Source organism: Rathayibacter sp. AY1C1, assembly GCF_002932105.1.
GTDB lineage: Bacteria > Actinomycetota > Actinomycetes > Actinomycetales > Microbacteriaceae > Rathayibacter.
Genome location: NZ_PSWH01000054.1, coordinates 1 through 13958, shown reverse-complemented (window position 1 = coordinate 13958; position 13958 = coordinate 1). Strand labels below are relative to the sequence as shown.

Sequence of the window (13958 nt, the reverse complement as noted above, 5' to 3'; positions counted from 1 at the left end):
GGTGAGGCGGTTGTCGTCGTGGCGGTGGTAGTGCTCCGGTGCGGAGTTCGCGGCCCATTCTTTCGCCAGGTCCAGCTCCGACTTCCCCTGCCCGGCGGCACCGCTGACGCGACTCCCGACGAGCTGCGCGAGCTCGCCGTCGACGCACGCGCTCAAGCGCAGCTCTTTCGCGACAATGTGCCCGCCGATCGTCAGGACGCCGCTCAGAGCACCAACGGAGCGTCGGCCGACTCCACATCCCCGGCGACCGATCCCCGCGCATCAGCGGCACGGGAGGCCGGCGAAGTTGCCTACGACAGCGCCGAGCGGCGTCAGTCGACCATCCGGGCGATGGAGGCCAAGGGGGTGCCTCCGCACGTCATCGAGGCACGGATGAGCGCGGACACCGCACACGCCACGCCGCCCAGCGCCGCCGTCAGATCGAAAGCGCCTATGAGCAGCGTGCCGCAGACGCGCCGCGGTCGCGGCCAGGGGCAGGGCGTCGACCGCGGAGACCTCACCCGCTAGCCGGGCTGGTGAAACGGGTGGACGGGAGTACCGAACGGTGCTTCCGTTCGCCCTCGTTGCCTTCCCGATTGGAGCCTCAGCCGCAGACGCAGAACCAGTTGTCCCGCGGGTCCGCGAAGTTACCGACCGGCTTCGCGGCCGACCCAGAACAAGCCCTGCGAACCGCTGCCCTACACGAACCCGCCGGACGGCATGGCCCGCCGGGCGCACAATCACCCCGGTGGTGCGCTCCTCAGCGCAGGGACCGCGTCGCCGGGGAACGAAAGGTCAGGTATAGGCAGTATCGCCTAGCCGTCACCATGCTCGGGTGGTTAGCACGCGTGTCATCGAGAGCGCCGTCGCACCCGACAAGCGCATTGGATCCCCGGGCGGGTCCCCACCAACCGCGGAGCTACGTCGGGCGATCCCAATCGAGGCCGCCGTTTCGCCTTCGCTCAAAGCGGCTGGCGCAGCTGTTGTCCTCAAAATTGGGATAGCGCTGGAGGTAAGCGGTGGGGTCTAATCAACCAAGTTCAGAGGTGACGTCCGGCAGTGTTGGAGATTCGTGTGGGTCGACACTACGTCATCATCTTGACCGTCGTGCTTGTCCTCGCCGCTGCCCTGCTGGCCGTAAGTGTTCCAGGTTCGTCCGGCGCCATCACTGCTGCCGCAGACAAGTTTAGAACCCCACCAGGCTGGGAGTTGCAGTCCGAGACGGTCGAGTCACCACGCCTGCTGTGTCGTCTTGTCACCTCGCCATGTCCGTCAATTGAACGCGTCTGGGAAGCGGTGGACCGTTCTGACGTTGAAATGCTGGCCGCGCTACTTGCAGCCGGAGGTGCGCAAGACATTCGTGCGGACTCCAAGTGCCTCGATCCGGAAGAGGGCGCAGGTGATCTGTGTAGCGCGCAAGGCTCCGTCGACGGTTTCACCGCGGCGTTCACGCTCCGGGCTGGAGGGGACGGGTCCGTAGAAGCCATTCTGCGCGTACGTCGACTGCCTTAACCTCAGGCCGGCGATCGTCGGCCTTCTTCGAAATGCTACGAAAGGATGCGACAGTGGTCGAACGAAGCGATGCCCCACATAGGCGGAAGAAGGTGCCGGCGGTCCTTTTGGTCGCGAGTATCGCGGCTACCTTGATCGGACTAGGAGCCTCTCCGGCCGCCGCGAGTGCAGTTGATGCCGGATGCGCGACCGTCGACGCCGTCTTCGCTCGCGGATCCGGGCAGACGGTTGCCGAATCAGGCCGAGAGGCGGAGCGGTTCCGGGCCGAGATTCAGCGTCGCGTTGACTCCGTCTCGTACTACGAGCTCGGTACCGAAGAGATCGAGGGAGATCAGTATCCGGCCGTACCGGTTGGTGGAAGTCACCCGATTAACTCTGGCGGAGCGTTCATTACCAGTGGCGGTGCATTGACGTACGGCAACAGCGTCAACGAAGGCGTTGATGAGCTGACGAAGTACATACGTGCACGTATCGCTCTTTGCGGAGACGAGACGCTGTTCATCCTCGGCGGCTACTCGCAGGGTGCGCAGGTGGTCGGTGAAACCTACAACGAGAGACTAACGGACGCAGAACGCGACCACGTCGTGTTCAATGCTCTCTTTGGTGACCCTAAGCTCTACCTGCCGGAGGGAGAGAGCGAGTGGCACCGGGACGAGGGAGCCTGGGTCCCTGAGTACGTTGCGCCCTTCTGCGACGGTGAGCGCGAAAAGTCAACGTGGCGACGAACGGTCCCGGATTGCAATACCGACAATGGGTCGCTAGGCGCAAGAGTGCCCTATGTTCCTGCATCGTGGTCAACGTCAACCGGTCTTTGGTGCAACGATGACGACTTTGTCTGCGGGTCCTCGAAGAACCCGTTCACCGTCTCCGGTCACGTCTACAGCGACGTCGGTGGAGCCATCGACGACGGTGTGCTTGAGGCCGTCGAAAAACTTGCCGTGCGACTCGGCTCTAGCGACGAACTCGACACGGTCTTCGTCCCCGTTCGTGCAGGACGCACAGGCCTCGACGTCGTGTTCCTCATCGACTCAACGGGGTCCATGAGCGGGCAGATTGATCAAGCGAAGCAGTTCGCAGGGTCGATGTCGGCCTCGATTGCAGCTGTTAATGGACGAGTTGCGCTGGTGGAATACCGCGATGCTGGCGATGAATTTACCGCACGCGTTCTAACTGGTCTGCAGGAAGACACTACTGAATTTCAGTCCAAGCTCGACGGAATCAGTGTCGGCGGCGGAGGGGATACACCCGAAGCTGCTCTGCACGCATTGATGACAGGTTTCGATGGGCTTGATTGGCGTCCCGGCGCGACGAAGGCAGCCGTGATCCTGACCGACGCTGGCTTCCACAACCCTGACCTGGTCGACGGATCTACCGTGGAGTCGGTCGCGGCGCGTAGCCTCGAAATCGACCCCGTGAACGTGTATCCCGTCGTCTCGGAATACAATGCTGCTGAGTACGAGGAATTGGCAACGGCGACGTCCGGCGAGGTCATCATTAACTCGGGCGACGCCGGTACCGCTCTCGAAGAGGCGCTGATCACAATCACCGAACGACCAGTGGCACAACTGGGGTTGAACGAGTACTTCGCAGATACCGGAACGCCCGTCTACTTTGACGCATCGACTTCCTACGGAGTGAGCTCGCCCATCGCGACCTTCGACTGGGACTTCGACGGGGATGGAGTGTTTGAGATTCTCGGCGGGGCATCTGCCGTCGAGTACGCCTACCCCACTACTGGTGATTACTTCATCCAGGTGCGGGTAACGGATGAAGACGGAGGAATTGGGACGCACGCGGTGCCCGTCCACATCGGTACCGACACCGGTAAGCCAGTGCTGCCCGAACCGGCGCAGAGTATTTCGGTCGCGGTCGCCGCCGATGAGGCCACCGTCGTATGGGATGCGGAAGTTGAACCGACCGGGTACTGGTCAATTTCGGTCGACGGAGTAGAAATCGGCCGCTTTGCGCCCGATGCACGCGACGGGCGAGTTGGTGATCTCCTCGCAGGCACCGAGTACGTCTTCGGAGTCCGACCAGTCTCCAGCGAGCCAATCGTAGGCGACGAAATCACGACGACTGCGACTCTTGCGCCCGCCGCAACCGCTCCAACCGTCAGCGGGATCCCCGCCGCCGGCATTGTCGGATCGCCCTACTCGTTCGCGTATACGTTGACCGGCCTTCCGGCGCCGGGATTGTCCCTGCTTTCAGGAACTCTGCCTCCGGGTCTGACTCTAAGCACGGCAGGAGTCCTCGCCGGTACGCCGACGCAGGCGGGTACTTACGCGTTCGTCGTGCAAGCAACTAACGCCGCTGGATCTGTTCAGCAGGCAAATTCGATTGTAGTATCCGCAAAATCTGCAACAAAAGCGGATTTGAAAGTCGAGATCGCTGCGCCATCTTCGGCTACCTTAGGGAAGGATTTTACCTACACAATCACCACGGCGAACGCCGGGCGTGCTGCCGCCAAGAGCATCGTCACGACAATCGTCCTGCCAGCAGGAGTGACCGTGGTTTCCACAAGCGGCAAGCCTACGCAGGTCGGCCAAACGGTAACCTTCAGCACGAGCACACTCGCGGCTGGCGGGACGTCAACTGCCAAGATCACGGTCAAGGCAACGGAGAAGGGGATGCGCACAGCCCTCGCGGCGACACTTTCGACGCGAACTCCGGATTCGGCTCTGCGCAATAACGCGGATCGAGCAACTACTAAGGTCGGCTAAGCGTGTTCACGGAGTGGACGTCGTTATGGCGTCCACTCCGTGCACTTTTGCGCCTATCGTTTTATGTGATCGGGTTGGATGCCTGAAGCGAGCGAGCGACCAGAGGCCACCGGCCAACAGCGCATCAGCTCAACAAGAATAAGAAATCGTTGAGAGAGGCGACCTCGAACTCCGACTTGCGGCTCTTTGAGCGATCGGCAGCGGGTTGGTCTTGCGGCATCAGGTGCGGGGGAGCGGGAAGGCCCTAGCGAGGTGCCCTCGAGCGGGGATTTGCAACGCACCCACCGCTGCACGGCTTACACGTGTTGCTCCGCGGGCGTCGACAAGGTACTCCTCAGATCTGCTTAGATGTGCCTTGGTGGCAGGCCTAGCCACCCGAAAATGGAAGGTTTCGCGATGCGCCGAGGTTGGTATTCAGGAGCTACAGACAGCACATCGATTGGTTATTGGAACGGTCGTGCATTCAGTCATGTACTGAGTTTGGCGGGTCGTGCCACTCCAAGTCGTAGCGGCGTCATCCGCGCATATCGATTGAAAATAATATTGAGTGCACTAGTTACCCTATTCACGGGCGGTCTACTTTGTTTGGCGCTTCCGGTGTTTTTTCAGAACGCACAGCTAATGATTCCCTACGCATTCCAGACTGATCCCTTCGCTCTGATCCCCATTGGCGTTGCTTTCATTGCTTTAGTTTTACTTGGCTTCGCGGCGGGAGTAAGTGCAATGTATGCAACACGTATTAGGCACGCGGAGTACCCGTTCGGCCGTCCTCGTGGAATAGGGGCGATGTGGTGGGTCGGCTTAGGGGCAATATTCGCTGCCGCGGTAATAGTCGACCTAGCGACAACGTCGTCGAGCGGGCCCGGGCCATCAACCGGTCGGTCTTCGAATGCAGCCGACAAGAAGCGCGGATCACTCGATCGGGACGGGCGGAAGGATTCGTACATATTTTCGTATTACGAGCCCTACTATCGGAACGGCAACGACTACGTTAAAGGTCACTGGAAAAACTACCGCTGGTGATACTTGTTCAGCACTCAAGATTGCGTGCAAGCGAAAGTCGGCGCGTCCGCGGGTGACCAGCGCGCACCAGTAGTTTGAGGTGGCGTCAATTGCGTCGTTGCTGCTGCCAAATTTGGAATCCGGGGCGGCTTGTTGCTCGTGCAGTCACAGGTGTCGAGCACTAATTATCGCTATCAATCAACGAGTCCGCGGACGCGTTGCGGAGCCGGATCTACGGGGATCTCGAAATCCTCAGGCGTCTGCGAAACCGACTTGCTCACCACTAGCCAATTTTCACCTGCAATCTCGGCGATGATCTCGATCGTATGCTGGATCTCATCGACTTTCGAAGCGCTCCGACAGCCCGATGAGTGAAGGCAATGGAAGACGTTCAAAGCGTCCTCAAGGTCGCGCGTGGACCCACGACGCTTATCCGATAACCGACGTTATGTCAGTTTACTCGCACGGACTCCGCTCGACGGGCTCCGAGGTGTGGTTGCACACGAGCCTCGGAACCCGCCGGAGTCCCGCCGGCTAGGCGCCGGGTGCGAGGCCGAGCTGCGTGAGGATGCCGAGCTCGTCGCTGCTTCCCCAGCGCTCGGCGAGCTTGCCGTCGACGAAGGTGCTGATCTGCATGCCGCGGATCTTCACGGACTTGCCCGTCGGCGCGTGGCCCTGGAACACACCGGTCTGCGTGCCGGTCAGTGTGTAGGCGAACGCGACGCTGTCGTCGTCCGCGACGAGCTTCTCGACCTCGAGTGCCATGTCGGGGAACGCGGTCCGCAGGTCGCCGAAGAACGCGGCGTATCCCTCCGGGCCGGGTGCCTGGCCGGGTGCCGGGTCGTGATCGACCGAGTCGGGCGCGACGAGTGCGTCGAACGCGGCGAAGTCGCCGGCGTTGACCGCCTCGCCGAAGGCCTGCTGGGAGGCGATGTTCTGCTCGCGAGTCATGTGCTGTCACCTGTTCTGCACCGGTCCGGTGCCTCGAGGAGTGGTGCGGGTCGTCAGCGACGGTACGCAAGCCCGTCGAGGGCGGTACAGGGCTTGCGCGCCCCCCCCGGGCGCTTCCCAATGCCGCTTCTCATAATCGAGATTATGTCAGTTTGCTGACACCAAACCCCCGAGCTTCATCGAGGCCCGTCGACTCCTCGAAGCGAGCGTCGAGAAGCGAGTTGCAGCAGTCTGCGCGATTGTCACCGCGGCACGCCGGCGGTGTCGGCCACGGCCGAACCGGGCCGGGCGGCGGCGACGCTCATGCCGGAGCAGCAGCAGATGAAGGCGCGTATGCAGGACGAGCGCGGCTGGACGGCGGGCAGTGTCGTGCCGAACCGGCTGCCGTAGCCGGCGGCGACGTTGCAGCCGGACCGTCGACACGACGACGGCCGCGATCGGTGATTGAGCAAAGTGAAGGGGAGAGCTGATGAGTGAACCAGGTCTGGCCCGCGCGCAAAAGCGCTCACCGCGTTCGACCCCGAGCCGCGGCGATGGCGGTGGCGCTGCATCGTTGTCCGGCGGACGTACACGCGACCGTGGGATCGCGGCCAGTAGCGGTCGGAAGAGGAGACGACCAAGGACCGGGGCTGCGCTCCCCCGCAATCCCGGTCCCTTTCTGGTCATCTTAGAGGAGGCTTAAAGCCTCGGGTCATTTCGTTCGATAGTTAAGATGCTGCCTATCGCTCAAATAGGGCTTACCACGTCAAGGTGTTCGATCTGATGCCGTTTACTACGACGTATACGCTTCGTCCTGGGTATCCGTAGTAGCAGCTTGTGAAGTTACCGGTCGATGTTGAGAAGGAATGAAAAAGGCCGGAATTGTCATAACATCTGACAGTCGCAGACCGTCCGATTCCGCTCGTACTGACGGCCATCATCGCGCAGGACGCCGACGAGCAGGAACTCGTACGCACCGCGGCGCCCTTATACAGGGTTACGGTCGGGCCACCACCTCCAGGTGCAGGTGCAGGTGCAGGTGCTGGTGCTGGTGCTGGTGCTGGTGCTGGTGCAGGTGCAGGTGCTGGTGCTGGTGCGGGGTTGTGTGCTGGGCTGGCGTTCATGTCGCTGATAGCGAGGTAGATGATCCCGCCCTCAAGGCAAAGGACAGCTGCGCCAATCACCTTGGCGGGTGCCGGACCAGGTATTGCCGCACCGAGAGGAGCGCCTTTCGCGCATCCTTGAGCAAATGGGTGGCTGTCCCACCAATTCTTCGCATCCTTGACCACTTTCCAGGTCCAGGGCTGGTACCACGGGTCCGCGACGACGGGGAACGCCGTTGCGGTCGTCGTGTCAACGACCTGGGTTACGGCGGACCCGGAGATCGTGTACAGGGTCACCAGGGAGTTGCCGTTAGCGTCGCGTGCCCAGGGTGCGGCCAGGCCTGCCGTGGAAGTCCCGTCAGCTGCCACAACGGCTACCGACCCGTCCGCCTGAGTAGCGAGCGTTTGACCTGCCTTCAAGCTGAAGTGGATCGTGAAGGTGTTCGTAGCCGCGGCGTTGGGGATGGTGAATATCGTTCTGACCCCACTTCCAAGGGAAGCCTTGACGGGTTGCACAGCGACACCCGCGACTGCCGGGAATACGCTCGTGCCACTGACGACTGTGGAGGAGATTCCGGCAGCAGGAAGTGTAAGTCCAGTCGAATTCCCATCTGGGGTAGTGACGTTTATAGGGGCGGAGCTATTAGCAGGCACCACCGTCGTTGTCCCCGCTTCGCTTGAGACCGTTGTCCCGTTGTCCAGAAGCACGGTCGAAGCAGCCGTGGCACCGTTCACCACGGGGACCGACGAAACGGCGGCGATTGTTGCGTTCACTTGAGCTTGTTGTGTGGTTGGAGTAACAGTGGAACATGCAGCGGCGGGCACTACCGGCTTGGCCGAAATAACGCTCCAGTCGACCACCTTTACCGGTACGCCAGCAGCGACGAGACTTGTCTGGCACGACGCATCGACCCACATCGTGGCACCCGAACGAAGCTCAGCCCATCCGTCGCTACCGGCAGGTTTGTCGGCGGTGGTTAGAAACGCGACGGCAACCCCGGTCGGGGTAGACGTTGCGCCCGGCTTCCCGGGCGGTGTCAGTTCGGTGCATGTCTCGGCGGCACTGTCGGCCAGGGCGGCGATCTCCGACCACTGCTGCACCTTCACGGGGACGCCCGCTGCGGCTAGCGCAGTGCGGCACGTTGCGTCGATCCACACCTTCCCGCCTGTCGGCATCTGCGCCCACCCGTCACTTCCGGCAGGCTTGTCCGCTGTGGTCAGAATGGCGATTGCCGCGTCGGTCTTCGGGGTCAGCGCGGCGCAAGTCACCGGTGTCTTGTCTGGCACGGCATTTAGCGCGGTCCAGTCCATAACCTGCACTGGAACACCGGCGGCGACAAGAGAAGTGCGGCAGTCCGCTGCTATCCACACCTTCCCGCCGGCTGGCAGCTGAGCCCAGCCGTCAGATCCGTCTGGCTTATCGCTGGTGGTCAGAACGGCGACCGCTGTTGTTGAGGGCGTAGCGGCGTTAGCTGCCTCAACGGGCGAGGCGACCAGCATGATCGGCGACACCAGCAAAAGCGATAGGCCCATGGGCATCCAGTTTTTGAGTCGCCGAGACAACCCAACATGTGAACGCTTCGTTTTCATTGGTGCACCCTTCGTCGTTGCGATGACCAACCCACGAGGTCGACTCGCATTTTCCTGAGAAACATTCACGTAAGGCCGCTGTCGGCGCGCTGCGGTGCCGTCCAGATGCAAAGGACGAGCGCTCTTGAGCTCGTCACTACGCACACCTTGCACTAGAAGAACGGGCGGCACACGCCCCAGGAAGACCGATACGTCACCGTGACCATCAATCTGCCGTGGTCCACGCCGAAACCGCTGCAGGGCTCTAGCTACTGGCCTTGCGCTTGCGCTTGCGCCCGCGCAGGACGCACCAACTCAGAGCGAAGGCGTCGAGGTAAGGGCCGGAGCAGCGAACGGCCGGGACTGCGCAAGGGCGCGGTCCCGGCCGTGTGTGGTGCGAAGGTCAAGTGGGCTGTTCGGGTTCGAAGAAGTGGGGCGGCGGGGGCGTGTAGGGCAGCGGGTCGCCGGGTTTGTTTTCGTCCTCCGATTGCGCGAACGGTCCGGTGGAGGAGAGCTACTGCAACCTGAGTGAGTTACCGAAATAGGCTTATATCATCTTTGGTACATTCCATGCGTGGCTAGACGACCAGCGCCGGGACCGACGGACTTCTCGCGACGCGTGGTCCGCGCGGTCGAGACGCTCCGCGATCGTGCGCGGCTGACCAACACCGAGCTCATCCGCGCTGCGGGCATCTCGGCGAACTATTTCTACATCCGCCTCCGCGGCGAAGCGCCGTTCACCACCAACGACATCGAGAAGCTCGCCGGAGCCTTCGGAGTCGAGCCGTACGAGGTGCTGCAGCTCGCCTCTTCCCCGACAGCGGAGGATGGCGGAGCAGAGCTCGCTGCTGAGCGCATCGACGGCAGGGAGTTCGCTCGGAGACTGAAGTTCCTCGCCGAAGGGCCGACTAGCGCCGATGCTCCGGTCTTCACCCTAGATGCCTTCGTTCAATCGCTCCACGGCCGTGACATCAGCTTCGACCCGGAAGAGTGGGACGAGATGCTCGGGCTGGAGGGCTCCACTCGGCTGCCGGTCGATCTGCTCGTCGGTCTCAGCGAGTTTTTCGGTGTCAGCTACGAGTACCTAACCGCGAGGCGTGAAGACGAAGCCAGCGAGCTCATCGAAGCCGAGATCCGCTTCCACCGGGCACTGCTCGCGACCGGTGCAACCTCCATCAGCGCCCGAGCGCTGGGTGGCATGAACGCCAAGCAACTCGCCGCCGTCACCAAGGCGATTCTCTCGATCGAGCGAACTCCGAAGGAGGGCACCACCCCATGAGCGCCACCCAGAGCAACGACGCCCTGTGGTTCGAGCACGCCGACGTCGAGGCGCGCACAGCGCACGCATTCGAGCAGCACCGATTCGAGGACGACCAAACCCTGGACGCCCTCCTCGAGCACGTCGCCGACCTGCACGGTAAGCCGATCCACGTCGACGCCATCGACGACACGGACTGGGAGACGCTCACAGCCCTCTGGGTCGACTTCCCCCACGAGGCTCAGATCCTCTACCGCTCGACTGATACGCGGCTCTACCAGATGCACTGCATCCTGCACGAACTCGCTCACATCGTCCTTCGCCACCCCGGCTGCAACGTCCTGGGAGACGACTCCTCCCTCGCGTCGTACCGGGGAACGAACGGACTCGTGCGCGGCCGCCTCCTGGAAACCGGCGGCTCGGAGGACCTCGAGAACGCCGACGGCGACCGGCGCATCCTCGAAGGAGAAGCAGAGCACCTAGCACACCTTCTCTCCCGCTCGCTCCTGCGTCCTCGCTTCCGGGAGGACGAGGAGGTCTTCGGGTAGATGCAGGCTCTGGCACTGATCGCTCTGGTGATTCTCGCCGTCGTCTTCGTCGCCCGGATCCCCGCCGCTGTCTCCCAGCCCTCAAGCCGGCTGTCCTGGCTCGCCAGCGGAGTCGGCTCCCTAGCGCTACTCACCCGAGTCCACCCCGGGCTGGATCGGTTCATCGGTGGTGAGAACTACATCAACCTCGCCCAGAATCTCCTTGCGACCACCGCCTTCTGGCTGGTCATGCGCGCCGCCCTCCTTCAGTCCCGCAGCACCCCGCGATTCTGGACCAGGAAGCTCATCCTCGTCGCCATGCTCGTATCCTTCGCGGTGCCGTTCCTGTTCATCACCGACAAGGAACCCACCTCGGAGACCTTCATCACCGAGCACATCACTCAGACCAGCACCTGGCTCTACGCCAGCATCTACATGACGGCAATCCTGGCCATCTCGACGATGCTCCTGTTGGGTCTCCGCCGCAGACAGGCGCGCTCCTACGGCTTCTTCGTCGCCGGCAGCAGTCTCGTCATCCTCGCGTGCATCGACGAGATCGTCGTCTTGGCTCTCGACCACTTCGAGGTCACCGATCTGGGCTTCCGCATCCTCCTACGAAACGCGTTCGACTCCCTGTTCTACTGCGGCGTCATCCTGATCGTCACCGGAATCGCCTCCTTCACTCTGCAGAAGGCCATGCGAGAGGCGCGACTCGGCCGACATGCGCGGCGACTCCGCCGGCTCGCCACCCGGCTCGCAGTGATGCCGCCCACGAACGGGTCACACGGCACTCAAGACGAATCTGCGATCGCTGTCGTGTACGACCTCGTGATCGCCCTGCGCGACTTCGAGAACGCCCATCGCGGCCGCCTGACCGTCGCGGACGCTCGCCACGTGGCAGAGGCCGAGGCCATCGTGATGGAACAGCTCCCCTCCCCTGCGACCACGAAGGCCTGGACCTGATGAGCGCACGACGTGGCAGCGCGAGAACTGCCCTAGGAGCGGTCGGAACCGCGATAGGGGCGCTCTCTCTGCTGGCCGGAGTTGGTGTCGTGCTGGGACGGCGAGTCGTGATGCCGGGGCGCAAGAGAACCATGCGGGTCATCGCATCGACCCCGGATACCCTCACCCTCGACGCCACGCCCGAAACCCTTCACGACGGCAAGTACGGCTTCTGGTTCGACTCCGATCGGGGCCATGCACTCGTCGGCCGGATCCTGCACCACGACCCGCTAGGTCGGACCGTGCGCCGGGAAATCCTTCGAGTCAGCGGAGGCGATCTCTCCACCGCTCACGAAGGCCGATGGACCGGACACGTCTTCGCGCGTCCCGAGGACATCGACCCGAACGCGCGCGAGATCCACATCGACTCACCAGCAGGTCCCTGTCCGGCATGGCACTTCCCGTCGACCGGCGGCGAGGAGGAAGCGACCTGGGCGATCCATGTGCACGGCATCCGCACCACACGCATCACCGCGCTGCGCTCCGTCCCCGCGGCACGCAAGCTCGGATACACATCGCTCGTTCCTTCGTTCCGCGGTGATGGAGAAGCGCCACCGACGAGTAACGGAGCGTCAACCCTCGGCGAAGCCGAGTGGGAGGACGTGGATGCTGCGATCAGCTTCGCCGTGGCGCACGGAGCGCGAAGCGTCGTGCTGTTCGGCTGGTCGCTCGGTGGTGGCATTGCTCTTCAGCTGACCGAAAGATCCCGACATCGTGACGTCATCGCAGCCCTTGTCCTGATCGCCCCGGCTACCGACTGGCGGCAGGTCATCCGCGCGGGAGCACGCCGTGCTCACCTGCCATCAGTAGTCGGTGCGCTCGGAACGTTCGCGCTCTCGACTCGCCCGCTCAGTATCCTCGTCGGACTCCCCCGACCCATCGACTTCGACGCCCTGGACTGGACCCGAGAACCGCGCCTCACCGTCCCGAGCCTCCTCATCCACTCGGACGGAGATCGAGAGGTGCCCGCCTCGTTGTCCCGAGCCTTCGTGGGCGTGAACGACGAGCGAAGCGAGCTGGCCCTGCTTCCGCCGGCTGCACATGCATGGGAGTACAACGTGGCGCCGGACGCATTCGACGCTGTGGTCTGCGAATGGCTTCGATGGCCGTTGAGGAGCCATCGCGCCGCTACCTGAATGGGTAAGCGCAATGAACCATATTTGGTACAGTTCCGGCATGACCCTTCGATGGCACCTGCGAGAGTCGTGGGCTGAAGACAGCCACGGCCTGGGTCGGGTTACCGCGCCAGTGCACCGGCAGCAGTTGCTCGTAGTCCCGGGATTGATCCCGTCGACGCCCGGCGTGGCGCACACAATGCCGGGGTTAAATCACCACGCTGTAGGCATGGCTCCGATCAAGCAGAAGCGACGCGCGCGCAACGGCGCCGTCACCGTGCCCGTCGAGGTTCAGATGCCGCCTGTGCTCAGGGACGACTTCGATGGTGCGGCAAAGGCGTCGGGCGTCTCCCGCTCGCTGTACTTCGAGCTTCTGGCGCAGCAGCTCCGCGACTCCACCGGGCGCCTGCCCGTGCTGGCACCGACGTTCGACATCGACCAGGAGGCGCACATCACCGCCGCTTAAACGAAGGAGGCCCGCCGAAGCGGGCCTCACCAAGTTTCGTAGCCCGCTCCCCCATTGCTGCCAGGCTCCCGGGGTTCGAGCTAATCAAGTCACCACCCTCAGGGGAGGCTTCTCTATGCCCGAAAGATTACACGACGGGCTGACAGATTCAACGATGGATCTCTCGGCGCGCCGGAGCGGTTCCTCGATGCTCGGCGGCGACGCGTGGGCGCTGACGCGTCGGTTGAACCCGCGTAACACCGTCCGGACGATGCGACGGGATGCTTACGGACGCTTGGACGAAAATGCGTATCCCACGGCGTTCCAGGTCTCTGCCGTCGCCCCAAGCGCCCCGTGGGCGATCTACCTCGCAGATGACGCCGGAGCGTTCCGGCTGCTCTGCTTCGACTTCGACGGCAAAGACTCGCAGGGCATTGACGCGGATCTCATGGAGCAGGCTGCGGATGACTGCGACGCTCTCTCCGCCGTTCTGGACGTGCACCAGGTCGCTCATCTCGTGTGCCAGTCTTCCGGAACCGGTGGACGGCACCTGTGGATCGCACTCGCCGAGGGTGCTCCGGCCGAGTTGGTGGCTCGGTTGGCGATCGCCGCTCGCGCGAACTACCGCACGCTGGATCACGGGATGCTCTGCAACCCCCGCACCGGCGCCGCTCGGCCGCCGTTGTCCCCGCACCGCGACGGCAGCTTCTCGAGCGTCCTCCGCGGCCGCGCGGAGGAGCTACTGGACGCGACCGTCACTGCGGCCGCCATCGAGGCCGTGACCACTGCCCTGCAA

Annotated in this window: 7 protein-coding genes and 1 pseudogene; 7 read left to right on the top strand and 1 reads right to left on the bottom strand. The window is 63.1% G+C overall.

The features are described from left to right. The first annotated feature begins 1544 nt into the window (after positions 1-1544). Positions 1545-4211 (top strand): cutinase family protein, encoded by a 2667-nt coding sequence (locus C5C71_RS16650; RefSeq protein WP_181065751.1) that lies wholly within the window; start codon positions 1545-1547, stop codon positions 4209-4211. A 1536-nt stretch (positions 4212-5747) separates the two neighbouring features. On the opposite strand, the gene C5C71_RS16645 is transcribed toward C5C71_RS16650, so the two are convergent. After that, positions 5748-6164 carry an ester cyclase gene (locus tag C5C71_RS16645; RefSeq protein WP_056045707.1) on the bottom strand — a complete coding sequence of 139 codons (417 nt, stop codon included), beginning with the start codon at positions 6162-6164 and terminating at the stop codon, positions 5748-5750. A 3225-nt stretch (positions 6165-9389) separates the two neighbouring features. On the opposite strand from C5C71_RS16645, the gene C5C71_RS16635 reads away from it, so the two are divergent. From C5C71_RS16635 to C5C71_RS16610, 6 genes and pseudogenes are all read left to right on the top strand, one after another. After that, positions 9390-10094 carry a helix-turn-helix transcriptional regulator gene (locus C5C71_RS16635; RefSeq protein WP_146084517.1) on the top strand — a complete coding sequence of 235 codons (705 nt, stop codon included), beginning with the start codon at positions 9390-9392 and terminating at the stop codon, positions 10092-10094. Further along, positions 10091-10621, top strand: coding sequence for a hypothetical protein (locus C5C71_RS16630; protein ID WP_104338132.1), 531 nt, complete (start codon positions 10091-10093; stop codon positions 10619-10621). Before C5C71_RS16635 ends, C5C71_RS16630 begins: the two co-directional genes overlap by 4 nt. Then, positions 10622-11563, top strand: a complete 942-nt coding sequence (locus tag C5C71_RS16625; protein ID WP_104338131.1) for a hypothetical protein — start codon at positions 10622-10624, stop codon at positions 11561-11563. It begins immediately after the preceding gene. Positions 11564-11694: 131 nt separating this feature from the next. Further along, a complete protein-coding gene (locus tag C5C71_RS16620) occupies positions 11695-12738 on the top strand; it encodes a S9 family peptidase (protein ID WP_258068761.1) in 1044 nt (347 codons plus the stop codon). Between the two features lie 208 nt (positions 12739-12946). Beyond that, complete coding sequence (locus C5C71_RS16615; RefSeq protein WP_104338129.1) at positions 12947-13183, top strand: hypothetical protein; 237 nt, start codon at positions 12947-12949, stop codon at positions 13181-13183. Positions 13184-13337: 154 nt separating this feature from the next. Beyond that, positions 13338-13958 (top strand): annotated as a pseudogene (locus tag C5C71_RS16610) (hypothetical protein); the annotation flags it as partial.